The sequence below is a fragment of the Nonomuraea sp. NPDC047529 genome, assembly GCF_040642995.1.
Lineage (GTDB): Bacteria > Actinomycetota > Actinomycetes > Streptosporangiales > Streptosporangiaceae > Nonomuraea.
In genome coordinates this window covers 43903-66705 of sequence record NZ_JBEYTJ010000004.1, presented here as the reverse complement: position 1 = coordinate 66705, position 22803 = coordinate 43903, and the positions used below count along the sequence as shown (strand labels likewise).

The 22803-nt window shown below is 73.7% G+C and carries 23 protein-coding genes; 15 read left to right on the top strand and 8 right to left on the bottom strand.

The window, feature by feature from the left end; translation table 11 throughout:
- Position 1 precedes the first annotated feature (1 nt).
- Together ABZ815_RS08835 and ABZ815_RS08830 are read left to right on the top strand one after the other, a co-directional pair.
- Positions 2-595 (top strand): hypothetical protein, encoded by a 594-nt coding sequence (locus ABZ815_RS08835; protein ID WP_357695562.1) that lies wholly within the window; start codon positions 2-4, stop codon positions 593-595.
- Between the two features lie 148 nt (positions 596-743).
- Complete coding sequence (locus tag ABZ815_RS08830) at positions 744-1064, top strand: GYD domain-containing protein (RefSeq protein WP_357695560.1); 321 nt, start codon at positions 744-746, stop codon at positions 1062-1064.
- 429 nt (positions 1065-1493) lie between these two features.
- On the opposite strand, the gene ABZ815_RS08825 is transcribed toward ABZ815_RS08830, so the two are convergent.
- The 3 genes from ABZ815_RS08825 to pdhA are packed head-to-tail and all read right to left on the bottom strand — an operon-like array spanning position 1494 to position 5066.
- A complete protein-coding gene (locus ABZ815_RS08825) occupies positions 1494-2927 on the bottom strand; it encodes a dihydrolipoamide acetyltransferase family protein (RefSeq protein WP_357695558.1) in 1434 nt (477 codons plus the stop codon).
- Positions 2924-3958 carry an alpha-ketoacid dehydrogenase subunit beta gene (locus tag ABZ815_RS08820; RefSeq protein WP_357695556.1) on the bottom strand — a complete coding sequence of 345 codons (1035 nt, stop codon included), beginning with the start codon at positions 3956-3958 and terminating at the stop codon, positions 2924-2926. The genes ABZ815_RS08825 and ABZ815_RS08820 overlap by 4 nt, the downstream gene beginning before the upstream one ends.
- Before the next feature lies 1 nt (position 3959).
- Complete coding sequence (gene pdhA, locus ABZ815_RS08815; protein ID WP_357695554.1) at positions 3960-5066, bottom strand: pyruvate dehydrogenase (acetyl-transferring) E1 component subunit alpha; 1107 nt, start codon at positions 5064-5066, stop codon at positions 3960-3962.
- A 120-nt stretch (positions 5067-5186) separates the two neighbouring features.
- Between pdhA and ABZ815_RS08810 the strand changes: the two genes are divergently transcribed.
- A complete protein-coding gene (locus tag ABZ815_RS08810) occupies positions 5187-5696 on the top strand; it encodes an Lrp/AsnC family transcriptional regulator (protein WP_357695552.1) in 510 nt (169 codons plus the stop codon).
- A gap of 50 nt (positions 5697-5746) precedes the next feature.
- On the opposite strand, the gene ABZ815_RS08805 is transcribed toward ABZ815_RS08810, so the two are convergent.
- The gene (locus ABZ815_RS08805) at positions 5747-6538 is read right to left on the bottom strand and encodes an enoyl-CoA hydratase-related protein (RefSeq protein WP_357695550.1); all 792 of its coding nucleotides are present in this window, start codon (positions 6536-6538) and stop codon (positions 5747-5749) included.
- Position 6539: 1 nt separating this feature from the next.
- Positions 6540-8579: a phenylacetic acid degradation bifunctional protein PaaZ gene (paaZ, locus tag ABZ815_RS08800; RefSeq protein WP_357695547.1), complete on the bottom strand. Its 2040-nt coding sequence runs from the start codon at positions 8577-8579 to the stop codon at positions 6540-6542.
- Between the two features lie 91 nt (positions 8580-8670).
- Between paaZ and paaA the strand changes: the two genes are divergently transcribed.
- From paaA to ABZ815_RS08765, 7 genes are read left to right on the top strand one after another with little or no spacing between them, the layout of a single operon-like run.
- On the top strand, positions 8671-9636 hold the full coding sequence (gene paaA, locus ABZ815_RS08795; RefSeq protein ID WP_357695545.1) for a 1,2-phenylacetyl-CoA epoxidase subunit PaaA: 966 nt from the start codon (positions 8671-8673) through the stop codon (positions 9634-9636).
- A complete protein-coding gene (gene paaB / locus ABZ815_RS08790; protein ID WP_357695543.1) occupies positions 9633-9926 on the top strand; it encodes a 1,2-phenylacetyl-CoA epoxidase subunit PaaB in 294 nt (97 codons plus the stop codon). Before paaA ends, paaB begins: the two co-directional genes overlap by 4 nt.
- A 13-nt stretch (positions 9927-9939) precedes the next feature.
- Positions 9940-10845, top strand: coding sequence for a 1,2-phenylacetyl-CoA epoxidase subunit PaaC (gene paaC, locus ABZ815_RS08785; protein WP_357695541.1), 906 nt, complete (start codon positions 9940-9942; stop codon positions 10843-10845).
- Positions 10842-11384, top strand: coding sequence for a 1,2-phenylacetyl-CoA epoxidase subunit PaaD (paaD, locus tag ABZ815_RS08780; RefSeq protein ID WP_357695539.1), 543 nt, complete (start codon positions 10842-10844; stop codon positions 11382-11384). Before paaC ends, paaD begins: the two co-directional genes overlap by 4 nt.
- A 1-nt stretch (position 11385) precedes the next feature.
- Positions 11386-12471: a 1,2-phenylacetyl-CoA epoxidase subunit PaaE gene (gene paaE / locus ABZ815_RS08775; RefSeq protein WP_357695537.1), complete on the top strand. Its 1086-nt coding sequence runs from the start codon at positions 11386-11388 to the stop codon at positions 12469-12471.
- Between the two features lie 57 nt (positions 12472-12528).
- Positions 12529-13269 (top strand): enoyl-CoA hydratase/isomerase family protein, encoded by a 741-nt coding sequence (locus tag ABZ815_RS08770; protein WP_357695535.1) that lies wholly within the window; start codon positions 12529-12531, stop codon positions 13267-13269.
- On the top strand, positions 13266-14120 hold the full coding sequence (locus tag ABZ815_RS08765) for a 3-hydroxyacyl-CoA dehydrogenase family protein (protein WP_357695533.1): 855 nt from the start codon (positions 13266-13268) through the stop codon (positions 14118-14120). Before ABZ815_RS08770 ends, ABZ815_RS08765 begins: the two co-directional genes overlap by 4 nt.
- Positions 14121-14127: 7 nt before the next feature.
- On the opposite strand, the gene ABZ815_RS08760 is transcribed toward ABZ815_RS08765, so the two are convergent.
- Positions 14128-14757, bottom strand: coding sequence for a TetR/AcrR family transcriptional regulator (locus ABZ815_RS08760; protein WP_357695531.1), 630 nt, complete (start codon positions 14755-14757; stop codon positions 14128-14130).
- 120 nt (positions 14758-14877) lie between these two features.
- Between ABZ815_RS08760 and ABZ815_RS08755 the strand changes: the two genes are divergently transcribed.
- A complete protein-coding gene (locus ABZ815_RS08755; protein ID WP_357695528.1) occupies positions 14878-15720 on the top strand; it encodes a PHP domain-containing protein in 843 nt (280 codons plus the stop codon).
- Positions 15721-15723: 3 nt separating this feature from the next.
- Here the strand turns inward: ABZ815_RS08755 and ABZ815_RS08750 are convergent, their stop codons facing one another.
- The gene (locus ABZ815_RS08750; RefSeq protein ID WP_357695526.1) at positions 15724-16443 is read right to left on the bottom strand and encodes a tyrosine-protein phosphatase; all 720 of its coding nucleotides are present in this window, start codon (positions 16441-16443) and stop codon (positions 15724-15726) included.
- The gene (locus ABZ815_RS08745) at positions 16440-18050 is read right to left on the bottom strand and encodes a beta-N-acetylhexosaminidase (RefSeq protein WP_357696070.1); all 1611 of its coding nucleotides are present in this window, start codon (positions 18048-18050) and stop codon (positions 16440-16442) included. The genes ABZ815_RS08750 and ABZ815_RS08745 overlap by 4 nt, the downstream gene beginning before the upstream one ends.
- A 178-nt stretch (positions 18051-18228) precedes the next feature.
- On the opposite strand from ABZ815_RS08745, the gene ABZ815_RS08740 reads away from it, so the two are divergent.
- From ABZ815_RS08740 to ABZ815_RS08725, 4 genes are all read left to right on the top strand, one after another.
- Complete coding sequence (locus ABZ815_RS08740; RefSeq protein WP_357695524.1) at positions 18229-19383, top strand: ROK family protein; 1155 nt, start codon at positions 18229-18231, stop codon at positions 19381-19383.
- 64 nt (positions 19384-19447) lie between these two features.
- Entirely contained in the window at positions 19448-20989 is a 1542-nt protein-coding gene (locus tag ABZ815_RS08735) for an RICIN domain-containing protein (RefSeq protein ID WP_357695521.1), read from the top strand.
- 142 nt (positions 20990-21131) lie between these two features.
- Positions 21132-22160 carry an alcohol dehydrogenase catalytic domain-containing protein gene (locus ABZ815_RS08730; RefSeq protein WP_357695519.1) on the top strand — a complete coding sequence of 343 codons (1029 nt, stop codon included), beginning with the start codon at positions 21132-21134 and terminating at the stop codon, positions 22158-22160.
- A gap of 13 nt (positions 22161-22173) precedes the next feature.
- Complete coding sequence (locus ABZ815_RS08725; protein WP_357695517.1) at positions 22174-22797, top strand: cysteine hydrolase; 624 nt, start codon at positions 22174-22176, stop codon at positions 22795-22797.
- Positions 22798-22803: the final 6 nt, after the last annotated feature.

Genomic DNA, 22803 nt, shown 5'->3' with positions numbered 1-22803 from the left:
CATGGTTGAGATGTCGTCCGCGCAAGGCGGCTCGCAGGAGCGCTCCCCCACCGGCCGGGTGCTCATGGCCGTGGCACGTCGCTGGCCCACGGGGCTGGGCGTGGCTTTCATGGTCTTCAACGTCCTGGGGCTGGAGGACGGGCGGGACGCGGCCCTTGTGGTGTTCCTCGCCGCGCTCGTCTACCTCGCCACGGCGGTGACCGGCAGGCCGGGGGTGGCCTGGCCGTTGTTCGGGGCGTCCGTGGTGGCGGTGGCGGTGCTGCGGCTGCTCGCGGTGGAGCCGTGGCCGGGGCTGGTCGGGGGTGCGGTGTGCGTCGCCGTCGTCGGCCTGACGGACGGGCTGGTGAGGAGGCCGACGCTCGTCGCGGCGCAGGTTCCGGCGATGCTGGTCTTCGGGGCGGTGTCGGTGGCCGCGCTGTCCCTGTCGCCTGCGGTCGGGGGCTACCTGGTCGCCGCGGCCCTGGTGGGGCATGCCGTTCTGGACGTGGTCCTCTGGCGCAGGAACAAGGTGGTGGCCCGGTCGATGGCCGAGTTCTGCGCCGCACTCGACCTGACGCTCGGGATGGTGATCGTGGCACTGACGGTCTCGGCCTAGACGGCGGCGTCGGCCGGCGTCGAGAGGCCGCAGGGAAAACCCAGCACCACCGGTGGGATTACCTTCATCCCGGGCCGAGAATTCCGACCTCGTGACCTGCGACAGCCACCTCGCACCGGGGCGGCGGCACGAGAAGAGGAACTCGCCCATGCCCAAGTATCTGATCCAGTCCACGTACACCACAGAGGGTCTCCGCGGGGTGCTGCGGGACGGTGGCACCGGACGCCGACAAGCGGTGGATCGCCTGGTGGAAAGCCTGGGCGGGCGGGTCGAGCAGATGTACTTCGCGTTCGGCGAGACGGACACGTTCGTGGTCGTCGACCTGCCGAGCAATGCGGCGTCGGCGGCGTTGGGGTTGGCGGTGTCGGCGTCCGGGGCGGTGCGGACGACAACGGTCGCCCTGCTGACGGCGGAGGAGGTCGACGAAGCCACGCGGATGAATGTGGCTTACCGGGCTCCTGGCGCGTGACAGCCAGGCGCAGACGCAGGCGCAAGCCAGCCGTTGGACACGGCGGTGAGGAGCGATCCGCGGTCGGCGCCTGCATAGTGCGCGGCGAGCGCCCTCGCCGAACTCCTCGCCGATCTTCATGACACGCAGCGTGAGTTCGTGCGGGTCCCGGCCGTTGTTACGGTCCAGCCACGCCACCAGCTCGCCGATCGTGGACCACAGGTCTGTCGAGGTGGGATCAGGCATCGGGCTCTTCCTCCATGCCGGCCTCTGAGAGGGCGCGGTACCGGCGCGTACACCAAGCAAGGTTGCCGTCGTCCGCGTTGCCTCTGACGGGGCCGTGGCAGGCGACAGCTCGCGCTCCTCGCCGGGTGCCCGGGGTTCGGTGGGCCCGAGGGGCGTCGCCCTCGGGTCCACCGGGTGACGTTCGCCGGTGTGGGGAGCGTGCCGCTAGACGTGGGCGAGCAGCACGGCAGGGTTCTCCACGCAGTCGGCGACGAAGCGCAGGAAGCCGCCCGCCGCGCCGCCGTCGCAGACGCGGTGGTCGAAGGTGAGGGACAGCTGAGTGATCTTGCGGGGCACGACCGCGCCGTCGTGCACCCAGGGGCGGTCGATGACGCGGCCCACCCCCAGGAGCGCCGCCTCCGGGTGGTTGATGATGGGGGTGGAGCCGTCCACGCCGAAGACGCCGTAGTTGTTGAGGGTGAACGTGCCTCCCGTCAGCGCGGCCGGAGGCAGGCCGCCCGAGCGGGCCAGGCCGGTCAGCCGGGTCAGTTCGGCGGCCAGGCCGGCGGTGGTCATGAGGTGCGCGTCGCGGACCACCGGCACGACGAGGCCGCGGTCGGTCTGGGCGGCGAAGCCCAGGTTGATGTGGCCATGGCGGACTATCTCGGCCCGGTCGGTGTCGACCGAGGCGTTCAGCTCGGGGAAGCGCAGCAGGCCGGCAACGCAGGCGCGGGCCAGGAGTGCCAGCAGGCCGACGCCCAGGTCCGGGCTGGTCCGCCGCAGGGTGTCGCGGACGGTGATCAGGTCGGTGGCGTCCACGTCCACCCAGGTGGTGGCATCAGGGATCTCGGTGCGGCTGCGGGTGAGCTTGTCGGCCACCGTACGGCGCAGGCCGCGCAGCGGGATGCGCTCGGCCACCAGCCCCGTCGCGGCCCCGGCGGACGGGGTGTCAGGGGCGGGTGCGGGGGTGGGGATGGGGATGGGGGCGGCGATGGCTTGTTCGACGTCGCGGCGGAGGATCACGCCGTGGGGGCCGGTGGGGACGACGGCGGTGAGGTCCACACCATGATCGCGAGCCATCCGGCGGACCAGCGGCGAGATCACCCGAGGCGCGCCCTCCGCCCCGCCCGACGACGAAGGCCCGGCCGCGACCACGGGCGCCGGGACACGCCCGGAAGCGGGCCCGGGCCCAGGCGCGGGCACGGGTGCGGGCACGGGTGCGGGCCTGGAGGTCGGGGTGGAGGGGTCGGAGGGAAGGGGCTTGGCAGGGCGGGGGCGGCGGCGGCTCCTGGGCGGGGTGTCGGTGGTGCCGTAGCCGATCAGGACGTTGCCCGAACCGGCGCGTTCCTCCTCCCGGTACCGCGCCGCCGCCGGGTCCTCCGCCGGGCCGGCCGCACGGCCGTCCGACCCGGCCCCGACCTCGATGAGGGGCTCCCCCACCGCCACGACCGCGCCCGCCTCGGCGTGCAGCCGCAGTACGGTCCCCGCGTACGGCACCGGCACCTCCACCGCCGCCTTGGCCGTCTCCACCTCCACCACGATCTGGTCGATCTCGACCGTGTCCCCCACGGTCACCTTCCACTCGACGATCTCGGCCTCCGTCAGGCCCTCGCCGAGGTCGGGCAGCCGGAACACCTGCCGCGCGGCGGTCGCCGTCATGACGCCTCCCGGGTGAGGTGCAGGAGGTCGGGCTCGTCGTCGAACTGGAGCCGGTCCACGGCGTCCAGGACGCGGTCCACGTCCGGCAGGTGGGAGTGTTCCAGGATCGGCGGCGGGTACGGGATGTCGAACCCGGTGACGCGCAGCACCGGAGCGGCCAGCGAGTGGAAGCACCGCTCCTGCACGCGGGCGGCGATCTCCGCCCCCACCCCGGCGAACCCCTGCGCCTCCTGGATCACCACGCAGCGCCCGGTCCTGCGCACCGAGGCCACCACGGTCTCGTCGTCGAACGGGACGATCGTCCGCAGGTCGACCACCTCCAGCGAGAGCCCGTCCTGGGCCGCGGCCTCGGCGGCCTGGAGCGCCACGGGCACGCTGGGCCCGTAGGCGACGAGCGTGGCGTCGCGTCCCTCGCGGCGGACGGCCGCGCGGCCGAACCCGGCGGCGCGCCGGTCCGCGGTGGACGTCTCCTCCTTCGACCAGTACAGGCGCTTGGGCTCCATGAAGATCACCGGGTCGGGGTCGGCGATGGCGTCGCGCAGCAGCCAGTACGCGTCGTCGGCCGTCGCGGGCGTCACGACCTTCAGCCCCGGCGTGTGGGCGTAGTACGCCTCGCTGGAGTCGCAGTGGTGCTCGACGCCGCCGATGCCCCCCGCGTACGGGATCCGGATCACGATCGGCAGCGACAGCCGCCCGCGGGTGCGGTTGCGCAGTTTGGCCACGTGCGAGGCGATCTGCTCGAAGGCCGGGTAGGCGAAGGCGTCGAACTGCATCTCGATCACCGGACGGAAACCGCCCATGGCCAGGCCCACGGCCAGGCCCACGATCCCCGCCTCGGCCAGCGGCGTGTCGAAGCACCGCTCCTCGCCGAACTCCTTGGTGAGCCCGTCGGTGACGCGGAAGACGCCGCCGAGCGGGCCGACGTCCTCGCCGAAGACGAGGACGCGCTCGTCCTCGCGCAGGGCGTCCCGGAGGGCGGCGTTCAGCGCCTGGGCCATGCTCATGGAGGCGTTGGGGGTGGTCGCGGTCATCTCAGTCCTCCCGCGCGGTCAGCTCGGACGCCAGCAGGGCCCGCTGCTCGTTCAGCTGGGGCGTCGGCTCGGCGAAGACGTGGTCGAACAGCTCGAAGGGGTCGGCCTCGGGGTCGGCGTTCATCGCGTCGCGGAGGCGGGCGGCGTACTCCTCGGCGGCCTTGTGCGCGGCGGCGACGTCCTCGGCGCCGAGCAGGCCGCGCCCGCGCAGGTACGTCTCCAGCCGGGCCAGCGGGTCGGCCGACTCCCACTGCTCGACCTCCTGGCTCTCCCGGTAGCGGGTGGGGTCGTCGGCGTTGGTGTGGGGGTCCATGCGGTAGGTGTGCGCCTCGACGAGGAAGGGGCCGCCGCCGGTCCTGGCGTGCGCGACGGCGGCGTCCAGGACCGACAGCACGGCGACGAGGTCGTTGCCGTCCACCTGCTCGGAGGGGATGCCGTAGCCGATGCCCTTGTAGGCCAGCGCCGGGGCCGCGCTCTGCTTGGCCAGCGGCACCGAGATGGCGTACTTGTTGTTCTGGACGAGGAACACGACGGGGGCGCGCAGGACCGCGGCGTAGTTGAGCGCCTCGTGGAAGTCGCCCTCGCTGGTGCCGCCGTCGCCGATGAAGGCCATGACGACGCCGTCCTCGCCCTTGCGGCGCAGGGCGTCGGCCATGCCGACCGCGTGGATCGTCTGGGTGGCCAGCGGCGTGCACTGGGGGGCCACCCGGGTGGCGGCGGGGTCGTAGCCGCAGTGCCAGCCGCCGCGCAGCAGCGTCAGCACCTCGACCGGGTCGAGGCCGCGGGAGACGAGCGCGACCGAGTCGCGGTAGGTGGGGAACAGCCAGTCGTCCTCGCGCAGCGCGAGGACGCCGGCGATCTGGCAGGCCTCCTGGCCGCGGCTGGAGGGGTAGACGGCCAGCCGGCCCTGCTTGGTCAGCGCGGTCGCCTGGCGGTCGAAGCGGCGGCCCAGGACCATCCGCCGGTACGCCTCCATCAGGTGCTCGCCGGTGGGCTCGGCGTACCCGGCGGGCGGCTCGACGGCGGTGCCGTCCTCGGCGACGAAGCGCACCGGCTCGGGTGAGGGCAGCAGGCCCTCGACCGTCCGCGGACTCCTCCTCACGGACATGGCGACGCTCACTTTCTCTGGACGTTTGTGAGGGAAAGCGTCCGCTTCCGGAGCCATACGTTCAAGACATCAGGCATGATGAGCGACAAATGGATTCATAGAGGACTTCAGGAGGGCCAATTGTCGGCCAACGAGGGCATCGAGGGCGGCTGGCCGGGACGTTCGGCCGCCAACCTGGACGCGGTGGACCGGGCGATCATCGCCGAGTTGCTGCGCGACGGCCGGATGTCGATGCGTACGCTGGCCGAACGCGTGCACGTCTCGCGCGCCAACGTCTACGCCCGGCTCACCCGGTTGATGGACGACGGCGTGATCACCGGCTTCACCGCCGAGCTCGCGCCGCACCGGGCGGGCCTGGGCACCAGCGCGTACGTGTCGGTGACGATCGAGCAGAACTCCTGGCGCCAGGTCACGGCCAGGCTGCGCGAGACGCCCTACGTGGAGCACTTCGCCATGGTCGGCGGCGACTACGACGTCCTGGTGCTGGTCAGGACGCCGGACAACGCGGCGCTGCGGCACGTGGTGCTGGAACGCATCCAGGACATCCCGGGCGTGCGGGCCACCCGGACCTGGCTGGTGTTCGAGGAGGCCCGCGGCCGGGGCGCGGAGTGGGGGGCACACGAGAGCTGAGGCGCCGCCCCGGCCCCCACAGAGGGGTCGGGGGCAGCGTTCCTCGAAGGTCAGCGTCCCTCGAAGGTGGGGCGGCGTTTGGCGAGGAACGCCTCCACCGCGCCCGCGTGGTCGGCGGTCAGCCCCAGACGGGCCTGTGCGCGCGCCTCGGCGGCGAGCACCGCGCCGAGCCCCTGCTCCCACCCCTGCGCGATGAGCCGCTTGGACTCGGCGTAGGCGGCGGTCGGCCCGGCGGCGAGCCGGGCGGCGAGCTCACGTCCCGCCATGCACACCTCGGCCCTCGGCACCACCCGCCCCGAGACGCCCCACGCGACCGCCTGCGCGGCCCCGAACGGCTCGCCCAGCAGCACCAGCTCCTTGGCCCTGGACTCGCCGACCGCCCGCGTCAGCGTCACCGACAGGCCGGAGTCGCAGGTGAGCCCGATGCCCGCGAACGCCGTGGCGAGCTTCGCCTCCTCGGCGATGACGCGCAGGTCGCAGGCGAGCGCGAGGGCCAGCCCGGCGCCGACGCAGGTGCCGTTGACGGCGGCGACGACCGGCTTCGGCATCGTGGCCAGGAGCCGGACGACCGGCGCGTAGTCCGCCTCGACGGTGTCGAAGGCGTGGCCGGGGTCGGCGCGCAGGGCCTCGGCGTGCTCGGCGAGGTCCTGGCCGACGCAGAACGCGCGGCCCGCGCCGGTCAGCAGCACGGCCCTGACCGAGTCGTCGGCGGCGACCTCCTCCAGCGCCCGGCGCAGGGCCTTCTTGAGCCCGTCGTCCAGGGCGTTGCGCCGGTCGGGGCGGTTGAGCGTCACGACGGCCACGGCGCCGTCGCGTTCGAGCAGGATCGGGGTGTCGGCCACGTCAGCCCTCCGGCCAGGTCTTGGCCACGAGGGTCAGCACGTCGTACGTGGCGACCGGGACGTCGTCCTGGTTGGTGACGGTGGCGTCCCAGCGGACCTCGCCGTAGTCGGCGCCGCTGCGCGGCGTGATCTGCTTGACGGTCAGCGCGACGGCGATGGCGTCGCCGGCCTTGACCGGGGTGAGGAAGCGCAGCCCGTCCACGCCGAAGTTGGCCAGCACCGGGCCGGGCGCCGGGTCCACGAACAGCCCGGCGGCCAGGGACACCACCAGGTACCCGTGCGCGACGATGCCGCCGAACAACGGGTTGCGGGCGGCGGCCTCGGGATCGGTGTGGGCGTAGAAGGTGTCGCCGGTGAAGTCGGCGAAGTGCTCGATGTCGGCGAGCGAGACCGTGCGCGGCGCGGAGGCGATCGTGTCGCCCACCCGCAGCTCGGCCAGCGACTTGCGGAAGGGGTGGACGCCGGACTCGGCGCGGGCCGAGCCGGTCGTCCAGCGGCCGGTGATGGCGGTGAGCTGGTCCGGGGAGCCCTGGACGGCGGTGCGCTGCATGTGGTGCAGGACGCCGCGCACGCCGCCCAGTTCCTCCCCGCCGCCGGCCCGCCCGGGGCCGCCGTGGACGAGGACCGGCAGCGGCGAGCCGTGCCCGGTGGACTCCTTGGCGTCGTCGCGGTCGAGGACGAGGACCCGGCCGTGCCAGGGCGCGAGCCCGAGCACGACGGACCGCGCGACCTGCGGGTCGTGGGTGGCGACGGAGGCGACCAGGCTGCCCCTGCCCCGCGCGGCCAGGGCGACCGCCTCCTCGACGCCGTCGTAGGCGAGCACGGTCGCGACCGGCCCGAACGGCTCCACGTCGTGCGGCTCGGCGGCGCCGGGACGGGCCCGCAGCAGCAGCGGGGTCATGAACGCGCCGCGCTCGGGGTCGCCGTCGAGCAGGGACGCGCCCCGCGGGTCGCCGTGGACCACCTCCGCGCCGGCCAGCAGCGCCTCGACCGCCTTGCGCACCTCCTCGCGCTGCCCGAGCCCGGCCAGCGGGCCCATCCGCACGTCGGGGTTGCGCGGGTCGCCGACGGTGATCTTCGACAGGCGGGCGGCCAGCGCCTCGACCACCTGCCCGGCCAGGTTCTCCGGCACGAGCACGCGGCGGATGGCCGTGCACTTCTGCCCGGCCTTGACCGTCATCTCGGCGACGACGCCCTTGACGAACAGGTCGAACTCCGGATCGTCCGGGCGCACGTCGGGGCCAAGGATCGAGCAGTTGAGCGAGTCGGCCTCGACGCCGAGGACGACGCCGCGGTCGAGTACGTTCGGATGGCGGCGCAGGATGCCGGCGGTGTGGGCCGAGCCGGTGAAGGCCACGGAGTCCTGGACGGTCAGCTCGTCGAGCAGCCCGGCGGGGCTGCCGGACAGGAGCTGGAGCGTCCCTTCGGGCAGGATGCCCGACTCGATGATCTGCCGGACGGCCAGCTCGGTGAGGTAGGCGGTCTGGGCGGCGGGCTTGACGATGGACGGGAGCCCGGCCAGGAAGGCCGGCGCCAGCTTCTCCAGCATGCCCCAGACGGGGAAGTTGAAGGCGTTGATCTGCACGGCGACGCCCGGCCGCGAGGTGTAGATGTGCTGGCCGGCGAAGGTGCCGCCCTTGCCCAGGCGTTCCAGGCCGCCGTCGAGGACGACGGTGTCGTTGGGCAGCTCGCGCACGCCCTTGCTGGCGTAGCTGAACAGGGTGCCGATGCCGCCGTCGACGTCGACCATGGTGTCGCGGGCGGTGGCGCCGGTGCGGGTGGACAGGGCGTACAGGGCGTCCTTGCGCTCGATCAGGTGCTTGGCCAGCGCCTTGATCAGGGCGGCCCGTTCGTGGAAGGTCAGGGCGCGCAGCGCCGGGCCGCCGGTGTCCCTGGCGTGCCGGACCATGGCGGCGACGTCCAGCCCCTTGCTGGAGATCCGCGCGACCTCCTCGCCCGTCGCGGCGTCGAGCAAGGGTTCCCCGTCGTCGGCCGCGCGGAACCATCGTCCGGCGGCGTAGCTCTCCAGCAGCGCGCTCACGCTGTCTCCTCTCTTGCGCGGAAGCCCCGACTCATGCAACCGTATTACTGACCGAGCGATAAGTAAATAAGACCGATGCCTCGGAGGGACGATGACCACCACGCCGGCGGAGCCGGACCTGGAGCAGCGGCTGCAGGCCGCCTTCGACGCGACCATCGCGGGTCACGACCGGATAGAGCCCCGCGACTGGATGCCGGAGGCGTACCGCAGGACGCTCGTCCGCCAGATCGCCCAGCACGCGCACTCCGAGATCATCGGCATGCAGCCCGAGGGCGAGTGGATCGGGCGGGCCCCGTCGCTGCGCCGCAAGGCGATCCTGCTGGCCAAGGTGCAGGACGAAGCCGGACACGGCCTCTATTTGTACTCCGCGTGCGAGACGTTGGGCGTCTCCCGCGCCGAGCTGACCGAACTCCTCTTGGCCGGGAAGCAGAAATACTCCTCGATCTTCAACTACCCGACGCTGTCCTACGCCGACGTCGGCACCATCGGCTGGCTCGTGGACGGCGCCGCGATCTGCAACCAGGTGCCGCTGTGCCGCACCTCCTACGGCCCGTACGGCCGCGCCATGATCCGCATCTGCAAGGAGGAGTCCTTCCACCAGCGGCAGGGCTACGAACTGCTGATGACGATGATGCGCGGCACCGACGCCCAGCGGGAGATGGTCCAGGAGTCGGTGAACCGGTTCTGGTGGCCCTCGCTGATGATGTTCGGCCCGCCCGACGAACACTCGCCCAACAGCGAACGCTCGATGGCCTGGGGCGTCAAGCGCAACTCCAACGACGAGCTGCGCCAGAAGTTCGTCGACATGACGGTCCCGCAGGCGAAGGCGCTCGGCGTCACGCTGCCCGACCCCGACCTGCGCTGGAACGAGGAGCGCGGGCACCACGACTTCGGACAGCCCGACTGGTCGGAGCTGGCCGCCGTCATCCGCGGCGACGGGCCGTGCAACGCCCAGCGCATGCGGCACCGCCGGGCCGCCCACGAGGACGGCGCCTGGGTGCGCGAGGCCGCGTCGGCGTTCGCGAGCCGTTCGGCCGCCGGGGCGGGTGCCCGGTGAGCGCCGACCGGCGGGAATGGCCGCTCTACGAGGTGTTCGTCCGGGTCAAGCGCGGGCTCAACCACGTCCACGTCGGGTCGCTGCACGCCCCCGACGACGCGATGGCCCTGCGCCACGCCCGCGACGTCTACACCCGGCGCAACGAGGGCGTGAGCATCTGGGTCGTACGCTCCGACGCCATCACGGCCTCCAGCCCGGACGAGAAGGACCCGCTGTTCGCGCCGAGCGGCGACAAGGTCTACCGGCACCCGACGTTCTACGACATTCCCGACGACGTCCCGCACATGTGAGAGGGGGTCCAGCGTGAGCGATGACCACGAGAGCATCTTCGACGGCCTGGCCGGCGGGGACTCCACGCAGTGGGCGTTCGGCACGGACTTCGAGGAGCCGCTGGCGGGCGTCGACACGTCCGTGCCCGAGGGGGTCGGCTCGGCCGAGCTGGCCGCGTACTGCCTGATGCTCGGCGACGACGCGCTGATCCTGTCGCAGCGGCTCGCGGAGTGGTGCAGCCGCGCGCCCGACCTGGAGGAGGACATCGCGCTCGCCAACGTGGCGCTCGACCTGCTCGGGCAGGCGCGCCTGCTGCTGGCGCGGGCGGCCGCGGCCGATCCCGGCGTGGCGCCCGCGCTCCCGGAGGGCTCGCCGGTGCCGCCGGAGGACGCGCTGGCGTTCTTCCGCGACGCCGGGCAGTTCAGGAACGTGTGGCTGGCCGAGGTCGAGAACGGCGACTTCGCGCACGTCGTCGTACGGCTGCTGCTGTTCTCGACGGCCCGGCTGGCGCTGCTGGAGCGGCTGGCCGCGAGCGTGGACACTGTGCTGGCCGCCGTCGCCGCCAAGGGCGTCAAGGAGGTCGCCTACCACCGGGACTGGGCGGGCCGCTGGTTCCTCACCCTGGCCCAGGGCACCGAGGAGTCGCGCCGCAGGCTCGACGCCGCGCTCGGCGAGCTGTGGCCGCTGCTGGCCGAGCTGGTCACCGCGCATCCCGTCGAGCTGACGCTCGCGCGGTCGGGGGTCGCCGTCGATCCCGCCGCGCTGCGCGCCGACGTGGACGCCGTGCTCGGCCAGGTGTTCGCCGTGAGCGGCGTGCCCCATCCGGGCGGCCAGGGCGAGCCGGGCGGCGGCCGGGACGGCGGCCACACCCCGGCGCTGACCGTCCTGCTGGCCGACATGCAGTCGGTCGCCCGCGCCCACCCGGCAGGCCGCTGGTGAACGCCCGCGAGCACACCGGCCACGCGCCCCCGGACGCCCGCGAGCGGGCCGTCCGGGTCGCCGAGCGGGTGCGGGATCCGGAGATGCCGATGCTCACGCTCGCCGACCTCGGCGTGCTGCGCGGCGTCGAGGTGGAGCCGGGGCCGGACGGCGAGGTCGTGGTCGCCTTCATCACCCCGACGTACACCGGCTGCCCGGCCATGGCGACCATGCGCGACGACCTCGTCCACGGGCTGCGGGAGGCGGGCTTCCCGCGGGTCGAGGTGCGCGTCGTGCTCGATCCGCCGTGGTCGAGCGACTGGATCTCCGAGCGTGGCAGGGCCGCCCTGCGCGCGTCCGGGCTGTCGGCGCCGGGACCGGCCCGCCGGACGTCCGGGCCGGTGCCGCTGACGCTCGGCCCGGTCAGGCCCGCCCCGGCCTGCCCGCGCTGCGGGTCGCGGGCCACCCGGCCGACCTCCGAGTTCGGCGCCACCGCCTGCAAGGCCCTCTACGCCTGCGCCGACTGCCTGGAACCGTTCGAGCATGTCAAGGAGATATGAGATGACCACGCTCGCGCCCGCGCCGGCCCGGGCGCACGCCGCCTTCCACCCGCTGACCGTGGCGGCGGTCGACCACCTGTGCGAGGACGCCGCCGCGATCACCTTCGCCGTGCCCGGCGAACTGCGCGAGGCGTACGCCTTCCGCGCCGGCCAGTCGCTCACCCTGCGCCGCTTCGTGGACGGCCGGGAGGAACGGCGGTCGTACTCGATCTGCGCCCCGGCCGGGGAGGCGCCGCGCATCGGCGTCCGGGAGATCCCGGACGGGCTCTTCTCCTCCTGGCTGGTCCGCGAGGTGCGGCCGGGGACGCGGATCGAGGTGCAGACCCCGACCGGCTCCTGGCAGGCCGACCCCGGCCTGGGCGAGCGGCACCTGTGCGTGGCCGCCGGTTCGGGCATCACCCCGATGATGTCGGTCGCCTCGACGGTGCTCGCCCATCCCGGCGCGCAGGTGTCTCTCCTGTACGGCAACCGGACCAGCCGGACCGTGATGTTCGCCGAGGAGCTCGGCGACCTGAAGAACCGGTACGGCCCCCGCTTCCAGCTCGTCCACGTGCTCTCCCGGGAGCCGCGCGACGTCGAGCTGTTCTCCGGCCGGCTGGACGGCGACCGGCTGCGGCGGATGTTCACCGAGCTGGTGCCGATCGAGACGTTCGACCACGTCTGGCTCTGCGGGCCGCTGCGCATGGTCGAGGACGCCCGCCGGGTGCTGGCCGAGCTCGGCGTCCCGGCCGCGAACGTGCACGTCGAGCTCTTCTACGTCGACGCTCCCCCGCCGCGGCCGAGGCGGCCGGAGGGCGTGCCGGCCGGCGCGACGACCGTGCTGACGACGGTGCTCGACGGAAGGCGCACGACCGCCACCGTCTCGCGCGAGTCGACCCTGCTCGACGGCGCCCAGCAGACCCGCTCCGACCTGCCGTTCGCCTGCCGGGGCGGGGTCTGCGGCACGTGCCGGGCGGTGGTCCGCGAGGGCGCGGCGGACATGCGCCGCAACTACGCCCTCGAACCGGCCGAGGTGGAGGCGGGTTTCGTGCTCACCTGCCAGACCTTCCCGGCCGGCGACCATGTCACCGTGGACTACGACGCCTGATCCCCACACAGAGGAGCCTTCCGTGACCGAAGCCCGCGCTCCCCAGGCGGAGCGCCCATGACCCTCATCGTCGAGGAGGGCGCCGACCGGGTGGTGTGGCGGCTCAACCGGCCGCAGGTGCGCAACGCCATCGACCGGGAGCTGGTCGCCGCGCTGCACGAGGCGTGCGCCGCCGTCGAGGACGAGCCGCGCGTCGTCCTGCTCACCGGCGAGGGCACGACCTTCGCCGCCGGGGCGGACATCGCCCAGCTCCGCGACCGGGACCGGGGCGACGCGCTGCGGGGCATCAACTCCAGGATCTTCGACCGGATCCACCGGCTGCCGATGCCGACCGTGGCCCTCGTGGACGGTTACGCCCTGGGCGGCGGCGCCGAGCTGGCCTACGCCTGCGACTTCCGGATCGGCACGCCGCGCACCCGGATCGGCAACCCGGAGACCGACCTCGGCATCCTGGCCGCCGCCGGGGCCGCCTGGCGGCTGGCCGAGCTGGTCGGGGAGCCGCTGGCCAAGGAGATCCTGCTGGCGGGCCGGGTGCTGTCGGCCGAGGAGGCGCGGGCGGTCCACCTGCTCAACGACGTCGTGGAGCCGGGGGACCTGCTGGCCGCCGGTCACCGGCTCGCCGACCGCATCGCGGCGCGGGCGCCGCTGGCGACCCGGCTGACCAAGGCCGTCTTCCACGCCCCGCGCGCCGCGCACCCGTTCGTGGACGACCTGGCCCAGGCGGTCCTGTTCGAGACCGAGGAGAAACACGCGCGCATGACGGCGTTCCTGGACCGGCGGAAGGAGCCGCGCTCATGACCCGGCCATCGACACTTCCACAAATCGTCGGCGTCTTCGGCGGCGGGCGGATGGGGTCGGGGATCGCGCACGCCTTCCTCGCCGCCGGCAGCCACGTGATCGTCGTGGAGAGCGACCCGGCGACCGCCGCCCAGGCCCTGGAACGGGTGACCGGCAGCCTGGCCAAGGCGGCGGAGAAGGGCCGCCTGGGCAGCCCGCTCCAGGACGTCCTGTCCCGGCTGCGCACGACGTCCGACCCCGCCGAGCTGGGCCCGTGCGAGCTGGTCGTCGAGGCGGTGCCGGAGGACGCGGCGCTCAAGGCCCAGGTGTTCGCGCTGGTCGAACGGCAGGCGCCAGGCGCGGTGCTGGCCACGAACACCAGCAGCCTGTCGATCGGCAAGCTCGCGGCCGGCCTGACCGCGCCGGAGCGGCTCATCGGGCTGCACTTCTTCAACCCCGTCCCGGTCAGCGACCTCATCGAGGTCGTGGTGGGGCCGCGTACGGACCCCGAGCTGGTCGAGCGGGCCCAGGAGTGGACCGAGGCGCTGGGCAGGACGCCGGTCACGGTGGCCGACTCGCCGGGCTTCGCCAGCAGCCGGCTCGGCGTCTGCCTGGCCCTTGAGGCGATGCGGATGCTGGAGGAGGGCGTGGCGAGCGCGGCCGACATCGACACGGCCATGACCCTCGGCTACCGCCATCCGACGGGCCCGCTGCGCACCACCGACGTGGTGGGCCTGGACGTGCGGCTCGCGATCGCCGAGCACCTGGCCCGCGAGCTCGGGCCCCGGTTCGAGCCGCCGCGGATCCTGCGCGACCTGGTGGCCGCCGGGCATCTCGGCCGCAAGACGGGCAAGGGCTTCTACACCTGGTGAACCCTGATCAGCGTGCGTGCTTGGCCAGGCCGTCGAAGGCGATCGCGGTGACGGCGTCGGCGACCATCGCCCGGTCGTAGGCGCCGTCCGGGCGGTACCACTCCACCAGCGAGTTGACCATGCCGAACACCAGCCGGCTGACCAGCGCGGGCGGCACGTCGTCGCGCAGCGCGCCCTCGGCGACGGCGTCGGCGACCAGCGCGGCGAGGCGGTCGTCGAGCCAGCGGCGGCGTTCCAGGGCCGCCAGCTCGACCGGGCTGTTGCCGCGTACGCGCAGCAGGAGCGTGACGCTGGGCTGGTGGGCGACCAGCACCTCGACGCTGCGCCGCACGACCTCGCGCAGGCGTTCGTACGCGGTGCGGCCGGCGGCGTCGCGGGTGGCGGCGGTCAGGGCGGCGGTGAGCTCGTCGAGCGCGTCGTCGAGGGCCTGGCCGAGCAGCTGCTCCTTGCTCGTGACGTGGTGGTAGATGGCCGGCTTGGTCAGGCCGAGCTCCTTGGCCAGGTCTCCCATGCTGGTGGCGTCGTAGCCCCGGCGGTTGAACAGCTCCACCGCGGCGCGCAGGATCGCGGCCTGGTCGTAGCCGGGGCGGCCGCGCCCGCGGCGCGGGGCGGGCCCGGCGGGCTCGGTCGTCGTCACGAAAGCCAGCATCTCACGGCAGATCAGACGTCCTCCCCGAGGCGGCCACGCCCGGGACGCGGGGACGTTCGCGGGGTACATTCGTGCTGATCTTCTCCTGACCCCCGAGGAGTGAACCCTGTGACGTTGCCTGCCGACAGCCATGTGCACAGCGAGTGGTCCTGGGACACGGCGGGGGGTGACATGGAGCGTTCCTGCGCGCGGGCGGTGGAACTGGGCCTGCCCGCGATCGCGTTCACCGAGCACCTCGACCACACCGTCTGGACGGTCGACCCCGGCGCCCTCGACGGCTACGACCACCTGCTCGCGCTGACCACACCGGACGGGCACCTCACTCCCCCGGCCTTCGACGCCGCCGGCTACCTGGAGGCGGTCGAGCGGTGCCGCGGGCGCTTCCCCGGGCTGCGGATCCTGAGCGGCCTGGAGGTGGGCGAGCCGCACCGGCACGCCGAGGGAGTCGCCCGCGTGCTGGCCGCCGGGCGGTTCGACCGGGTGCTCGGCTCCCTGCACTGCCTGCCCGCCGGCGACGGCTTCCGCGAGCCGCCCGGCCTGTACGCCCGCCGCGCCGCCGCCGAGGTCGTCCGGGAGTACCTGGCCGAGATCCCCGAGGTCGTGGCGGGCAGCGACGTGTTCGCCGTGCTGGCCCACGTCGACTACCCGGTGCGGTACTGGCCGCGGGCGGCCGGGCCGTTCGACCCGGCCGACTTCGAGGAGGAGTTCCGGCACGCGCTGCGGGCGACCGCCGGGTCCGGCCGGGCGCTGGAGATCAACACGGTCGTGCCGCTGGACGCGACGCTGCTGCGGTGGTGGCGCGAGGAGGGCGGCCAGGCCGTGACGTTCGGCAGCGACGCCCACGAGCCGTCCGTCGTCGCGCGCCGGTTCCGGGAGGCGGCGGAGCTGGCCCGGGCGCACGGCTTCCGCCCGGGCCGGGACCCGTACGGCTTCTGGGGCCGTACGGGGTGACGCCTACCGTTCCACCAGGCGCGCCCTGATCAGGGCGAGGTCGGCCGGTGGCAGGCCGCCGGCCAGCAGGTACGCCTCCGCGCCGCCGTGCCGGCCGTCCAGGTGGGCCAGGGCGGCGAGCATGGTGTCCGCGGTGACCTCGGCGAACAGGCGCAACGACCTGTCCCGTACGGCGTCGTCCAGGGCGGCGAGGTGGTCGTCGAGGCGCAGGCAGACGGCGGTGACGGCGTAGTCGGCGGCGATGTCCTGACGGGAGACGCCGGCCAGCGAGAGGGCCAGCGCCACCGCGAGCCCGGTGCGGTCCTTGCCGGAATGGCAGTGCAGCAGGACGCCTCCGGCCGGCGCGTGGGCGACGGCCGACAGGACGGCGGCGAACCGGCGGGCGCCCCGGTCGAGGATCACCCGGTAGATGCCGGGCAGGGTGTCGTCCAGCGCCTCCAGGACGTCGTCCTCGTCCCGCAGGACGGGCAGGTGGCGGCGGCCCGGCACGGCGGGGCCCGGGTCGGCCCGGCACTCGGCGGCCAGCCGAAGGTCGGCGACGAGCCGCACACCGTGGGTCCGCAGCGCCGGGACGGCCGTGCTCCTCGGCCGGTCACCGCGCACCAGCGCGCCCCAGCGGACGCGGCCGCCGTCCGTGGTCGGCAGGCCGCCGAGGTCCCGCACGTTCTCGCAGCCGGGCCAGCTCAGCACCCGCCCGCCCGCCGACGGCTCCAGGGGCGTCATGCGAGGTCCCGCAGATTGCTGGTCCAGGCGTCGACGGTGGCCTGCCACTCCTTCGGGTCCTCCGGGCGTCCCGGCACGCCGGGCCGGGTCTGCCACGGCAGCGGCCCCGACTCCCGCCGGTACTCCACCCCGATCGCCTCCAGCCTCGGCAGGTGTGCCGCCAGCCGGGCGCGGAAGTCCTCCAGGTCGCGCGCGGCCGTCGCCCAGACGGTCTCGGCGAAGGCCGCCAGCCGGGGGAAGACCATGTAGTCGATGCGCCGGTTGGAGTCGATCAGCTCCGTCCAGACCCCGCACTGCGCGCCCAGAACCCGTTCCGCGGCGGGGTCGCCGCGCAGCTCCCGCGGGACGGGCTCGAAGGCGTAGACGTCCTCCAGGGTGAGCACGGTCCCGAACGGCACCGGCTCGTCCTCCCCGACCCCTTGGCGGTAGTCGAGGTAGACCTGGGTGTTGGAGCAGTTGACGACGTCGTGCCCGCGCCGGGCGGCGGCCACCGCGCCGAGCTCGCCGCGCCAGGACGCCACCACCGCCCCCGGCGCCAGGCCGCCCTCCAGGATCTCGTCCCAGCCGACCAGCCGGCGGCCGCGTCCGGCCAGGAAGTCGTCGAACCGGTGGATGAACCAGCTCTGCAGCTCCTCCTCGTCCCGCAGCCCCAGCTCCCGGATCCGGCGCTGGGCGGACGGGCTCTCCCGCCACTGGTCCTTGCGGCACTCGTCGCCGCCCACGCACACGTACGGGCTGGGGAACAGCTCCAGCACCTCCTCCAGGACGTCGCGGAAGAAGGCGATGGTGGCGTCCTCGGCGTTGAGCACGTTGCGGCCGACGCCCCAGGTGGTGCGGACCTCCGGGGCCGTGCCGAGGTTGCCCAGCTCGGGGTGGGCGGCGATGGCGGCCTGCGTGTGCCCGGGCAGGTCGATCTCGGGCACGACGGTGACGTGGCGGGCCGCGGCGTAGGCGACGATCTCCCTGATGTCGTCCTGGGTGTAGAAGCCGCCGTGCGGGCGGCCGTCCATGGCGCCGTTCCAGCCGGTCCGGCTCTCCCGGCGCCACGCGCCGACCTCGGTCAGGCGGGGGTACCGGCGGATCTCCAGCCGCCAGCCCTGGTCGTCGGTGAGGTGCAGGTGCAGGACGTTGAGCTTGTGCAGGGCCATCAGGTCGATGAACCTCAGCAGGTCGTGCTTCGTCATGAAATGCCGGGCGACGTCGAGGAGGCAGCCGCGCCAGCCGAAGCGCGGCTTGTCCTCGATGTACGTGCCCGGCGCGACGAGGGGTTCCGTGCCCGGCGTCCGGCGGAAGGCGGCGGCGGGCAGGAGCTGGCGGAAGGTCTGCGCGCCGTAGAAGGCCCCGGCGGGCCCGCCCGCGTCGATGGCCACGCCGTCGTCGCCCACGCTCAGCCGGTACGCCTCCGGCCCGAGGCCCTCGCCGAGCCCCAGGGTGATCGTCCCCGGGCCCGGCGTGCCGGGCAGCAGCTCACCTCCGGCGACCTGGCTGAGCTCGGCCCGCAGCCAGGCGGCCACCCCGGCGAGCGCCGGATCGGCGGTGAGCGCCGTGCTCGCGCCGAGGACGAACCTCCCGCGCCTGGTCCCGTGCCTGACCGGCCTGGGAACGATCTTCAAGTGGATCTCCTCACTGCCAGACGATGGCGGAGCGAGCCGGACTTTACGAAGGAGCCCTTCATTAATAGCACCGGCATTTCTGAGGTTCAACGCCCAATTTTGTGGAGTTCACCTGAGGGGCGGCCGCTGGGATAATCTGTGTTTACAGAGGAGACCTACGTTAAGGACAGCGATGGCGGATCTACGCGGCGGCGACCTGTCACGGCTGCGACAGCTCAACTCGCTGACCGCCATCCGGGCGCTGCGCCGGGCCGGGCCGCTCACGCTGTCGGCGCTGGCCGAGCGTACGGGGTTGTCGCGCCCGTCCATGAAGGAGGTCGCCGGCGAGCTGATGGACCTGGGCTGGGTGGAGGAGGTCCCGCCGAGCCCCGGCTCGATGGGCCGGCCGGCCCGCCGCTACCGCTTCCGCGCCGACAGCGGCTACCTGGTGGGCGTCGACGTGGGCGGCCACAACGTGCGCGCCGCCCTGGCCGACCTCGACGGCGAGATCCTGGCCGAGACCCGGCAGCCGGTGCTGCCGGACGCGCCGCTGGAGGAGCGCCTGGCCGCGATCGAGCGGGCCGTCTCCGGCTGCCTGGCGCTCGGCCGCGTCCCGGTGTCCGACCTGTGGACGATCGCCGTCGGCACGATCGGCGTGATCGACGTCGAGGGCCGGGTCATCTACTCGGCCGCCGTCCCCGCCTGGCGCGACCTCGACCTGGCGGGCCGGATCCGCGAGATGTTCCCCTGCCAGGTGCTGATCGAGAACGACAGCCGCCTGGCGGCCATGGCCGAGACCAGGCGGGGCGTCGCCCAGGACGCCAGGGACGTGGTGTTCCTGCACGTCGGCAGGCGCATGGGAGCCGGGCTGATCATCGGCGGCAAGGTCCACAGGGGGTTCGGGGCGGCGGCCGGGGAGATCGCCATGCTGCCCGAGTCCCGCTGGTTCGACGCGCCCGAGCACCTCAACTCGTGCGCGGCCGTCCCCGAGGGCACGCCGCCGGAGGACGCGGCCGGCTGCACGCTGGCCGCCGCCAGGAACGGCGACCCGGTCGCGCTGGAGGCCGTCGGGCGCTACCTCGACGACCTGGCCGTGGGCACGGCGGCCATGGTGCTCGTCCTCGATCCGCAGGTCGTGGTGCTGGGCGGCGGGTTCTCGCGGTCGGCGGACGTGCTGCTCGGGCCGCTGCGCGACCGGCTGGAGCGGCGGTGCATGCGCATGCCGGAGGTGCGGGCGTCCACGCTGGGCGACGAGTGCGTGGTGACGGGCGCGATCGAGTACGCCGTCGACCATCTCGACGACCGGCTCTTCACCCCCGAACACGGCCCGCTCCCCCTCACCCGCTGACGTCCGGGACACGCTGATTGCACGGCACACCCCCTTCCACTCCTCCATCGAAACGGAGCTGGACGTGCGTAAGAACCAACCCTCGGCGACAAGGCCGGCGGTCGTGCTGATCACCGGCCCGCTCACCGCGGTCGGCCTGGTCGCCGTACTGAACACGCCCGCGTCGGCGGCCCCCGCCGGCGGGAACTACACGCTGGTCAACGGCGGCAGCGGCCTGTGCGCCACCGTGCCGGGGCAGAGCACCGGCGACGGCGTGCAGCTCGCGCAGAACGCCTGCGCCGAGTCCGCCGGGCAGGTCTTCACCCTCACCGCCGCCGGGAGCGCGTACCGGATCGTCGACGCCAACGGCGGAAAGTGCCTCAACGTCAAGGACGACTCCACCGCCCCGGGCGCGCTGCTGCAGCAGAACTCCTGCGACTCGGCCGCCACCAAGCAGTGGACCCTGAAGCCCGCGGGCGGCGGCCCCACGACCACCCCCACACCGACCCCGACCGTCACGCCCACCGTCCCGCCCGCCGGCGCCCTGTACATGTCCCCGAACGGCAGGGACGGCGCGACTGGCACCCGGTCCGACCCGACGACGCTCACCTCCGCCATCACCCGCGTCGCGGCGGGCGGCACGATCTACCTGCGCGGCGGCACGTACGCCTTCTCGCAGACGGTCACCATCGCGCCGGGCAACGACGGCACCGCCTCGGCCCGCAAGAAGCTGTCGGCCTATCCCGGCGAGACGCCGGTGCTGAACTTCGCGGCCCAGAGCGAGGACCCGGCCAACCGGGGGCTCGCCGTCAACGGCTCGTACTGGCACCTGTACGGCATCATCGTCGAGCACGCCGGCGACAACGGCATCTTCGTCGGCGGCAGCGACAACATCGTCGAACGCTCGGAGACCCGGTTCAACCGCGACACCGGCCTGCAGCTCTCCCGCATCGCCTCCGACACGCCGCAGAGCCGGTGGCCGTCCCGCAACCTCGTCCTGAGCACGGTCTCGCACGACAACGCCGACTCCGACGGCGAGGACGCCGACGGCTTCGCCGCCAAGCTGACCGTCGGGCCCGGCAACGTCTTCCGCTACGCGGTGTCCCGCAACAACATCGACGACGGCTGGGACCTCTACACCAAGCCCGACACCGGCCCGATCGGCCCGGTCACCGTCGAGGACTCCCTGTCCTACGGCAACGGCACGCTCAGCGACGGCAGCCAGGCCGGGAACGGCGACCGCAACGGCTACAAGCTGGGCGGCGAGGACATCAAGGTCAACCACGTCGTCCGGCGCAACATCGCCTACCGCAACGGCAAGCACGGCTTCACCTACAACCGCAACCCCGGCACGATGATGATCGCCGGGAACGTCAGCATCGACAACACCGAGCGCAACTTCTCCTTCGACGCGGGCACCTCGGTGTTCCGCGACAACACCTCGTGCCGCTCGGGCGGCGGCGCCAACGACAAGATCGTCGGTGACGCCGACGCGTCCGACCAGTTCTGGTCCGGCTCGAACGGGTCCCGCTGCTCCGCCTACGGCGGCGCCCTGAACTGGTCCTTCGCCGCGGACGGCCGCCTGGTGGTGACCTTCGGCGGCGTCCCGGTCGTCCCGGCGGGCTGACCGGCCACCCCACAGGTCCGGGACCTCGCGCGGGGCCCCGGACCTTCGGCGTGCCGGTGGGGTAAACGAGGCGGAAGTGGAAAAGGTGGCCTTGTGAGGGCCTCGAGGCCACCGCTTCCCGTACGAAGAAAGAGGAGACGCCATGCCGTCTTCCGCCCTGCACCGTTCCATCCAGGTCGCCGAGCCCGGCGGCGCCATGGCGCAGACCGCGGCGCCGACCCGCGAACCGGGCCCCGGCCAGGTGCGGATCACCGTCGAGGCGTGCGGGGTGTGCCACTCCGACGCGCTGATCATCGGCGGCGCGATCCCGGGCACCGCCTTCCCCGTCACGCCGGGGCACGAGATCGCCGGACGCGTCGACGCGATCGGCGACGGCGTCGCGGGCTGGTCCGTGGGCGACCGGGTGGCGGTCGGCTGGTACGGCGGGAGCTGCGGCCACTGCGACGCCTGCCGGGAGGGCGACGGCGTGCTCTGCCCCGAGCTGCGGGTGCCGGGCGCCGCCTATCCCGGCGGGTTCGCCGACTCCGTCGTGGTGCCGGCCGTCGCCCTGGCCGCGATCCCCGGCGAGCTGACGGCGGCGCAGGCGGCGCCCCTGGCCTGCGCGGGCGTGACCGTGTTCAACGCGCTGCGGCGCAGCTCGGCGAGGCCGGGCGACACCGTCGCGATCCTCGGGCTGGGCGGCCTGGGACATCTGGGCGTGCAGTTCGCGGCCAAGATGGGCTTCGAGACGGTCGCGATCGCGCGCGGCGGCGACAAGGAGCCGCTGGCACGCGAGCTCGGCGCCGCCCACTACGTCGACGCCGCCGCCGAGAAGGCGGCCGACGCGCTGGCGGCGCGCGGCGGGGCCAAGGTGGTGCTGGCGACGGTGACCAGCTCGGCGGCGATGTCCGGCACGATCGACGGGCTGGGCCGGCGCGGCGAGCTCATCACCGTAGGCATCGACACCGAACCGCTCACCGTCACGCCTCTCCAGCTCGTCGGCGGCGCCCGCCGGGTCTACGGGCACGCCTCCGGCATCGCCGTGGACACCCAGGACACGATGAGGTTCGCCGCCCTGAGCGGCGTGCGGGCCTGGACGGAGGAGGTGCCGCTGGCGGAGGCCGCGACGGCGTACCAGCGGATGTTGTCCGGTCAGGCGCGCTTCCGCATGGTCCTGACCACCGGCAACTGAGCGGCGGCGAGCCATGACCGAGTCCTACGACCCGCGCCGCACGGCGGTGCTGCTGGTCGATCCGTACAACGACTTCATCTCCGAGGGCGGCAAGGTGTGGCCGCGGCTGGAGCCGGTGGCGCAGGCGATCGGCCTGCTGGACAACCTGCGCGCGGTGATCGCCGCGGCGCGGGCGGCCGGGGTGCGGGTGGTGTTCGTCCCGCACCGCCGCTGGGAGCCGGGCGACTACGAGAGCTGGGCCCATCCGAACCCGACGCAGCACGGCATCCAGGAGCGGCACACCTTCGCCCGCGGCTCCTGGGGCGGGGAGTTCCATCCGGACCTCCAGCCGCAGGAGGACGACGTCGTCGCGCACGAGCACTGGGCGCAGAGCGGGTTCGCCAACACCGACCTGGACCTCCAGCTCCGGCAGCGCGGTGTCACGCACGTGGTGGCCGTCGGCGTGCTGGCCAACACCTGCGTCGAGTCCACCGGGCGGTTCGCCATGGAGCTGGGCTACCACGTGACGCTGGTGCGCGACGCGACCGCCGCCTACCTGCCGGAGATGTTGCACGCCGCCCACGAGCTGAACGGCCCCACCTTCGCCCACGCCATCCTCACCACGGAGGAGCTGGTCACGGCGTTCGCCCGAGGCTGACGGGGG

What these genes read in the sequence shown, in the direction of transcription:
- paaE (WP_357695537.1), top strand. Translation starts at nt 11,386, where the DNA reads ATGACCACGCTCGCGCCCGCGCCGGCCCGGGCGCACGCCGCCTTCCAC.
- ABZ815_RS08765 (WP_357695533.1), top strand. Translation starts at nt 13,266, where the DNA reads ATGACCCGGCCATCGACACTTCCACAAATCGTCGGCGTCTTCGGCGGC.
- ABZ815_RS08750 (WP_357695526.1), bottom strand. Translation starts at nt 16,443, where the DNA reads ATGACGCCCCTGGAGCCGTCGGCGGGCGGGCGGGTGCTGAGCTGGCCC.
- paaA (WP_357695545.1), top strand. Translation starts at nt 8,671, where the DNA reads ATGACCACCACGCCGGCGGAGCCGGACCTGGAGCAGCGGCTGCAGGCC.
- pdhA (WP_357695554.1), bottom strand. Translation starts at nt 5,066, where the DNA reads ATGTCCGTGAGGAGGAGTCCGCGGACGGTCGAGGGCCTGCTGCCCTCA.
- ABZ815_RS08835 (WP_357695562.1), top strand. Translation starts at nt 2, where the DNA reads ATGGTTGAGATGTCGTCCGCGCAAGGCGGCTCGCAGGAGCGCTCCCCC.
- ABZ815_RS08830 (WP_357695560.1), top strand. Translation starts at nt 744, where the DNA reads ATGCCCAAGTATCTGATCCAGTCCACGTACACCACAGAGGGTCTCCGC.
- ABZ815_RS08740 (WP_357695524.1), top strand. Translation starts at nt 18,229, where the DNA reads ATGGCGGATCTACGCGGCGGCGACCTGTCACGGCTGCGACAGCTCAAC.
- ABZ815_RS08725 (WP_357695517.1), top strand. Translation starts at nt 22,174, where the DNA reads ATGACCGAGTCCTACGACCCGCGCCGCACGGCGGTGCTGCTGGTCGAT.
- ABZ815_RS08825 (WP_357695558.1), bottom strand. Translation starts at nt 2,927, where the DNA reads ATGACGGCGACCGCCGCGCGGCAGGTGTTCCGGCTGCCCGACCTCGGC.
- ABZ815_RS08730 (WP_357695519.1), top strand. Translation starts at nt 21,132, where the DNA reads ATGCCGTCTTCCGCCCTGCACCGTTCCATCCAGGTCGCCGAGCCCGGC.
- ABZ815_RS08820 (WP_357695556.1), bottom strand. Translation starts at nt 3,958, where the DNA reads ATGACCGCGACCACCCCCAACGCCTCCATGAGCATGGCCCAGGCGCTG.
- ABZ815_RS08770 (WP_357695535.1), top strand. Translation starts at nt 12,529, where the DNA reads ATGACCCTCATCGTCGAGGAGGGCGCCGACCGGGTGGTGTGGCGGCTC.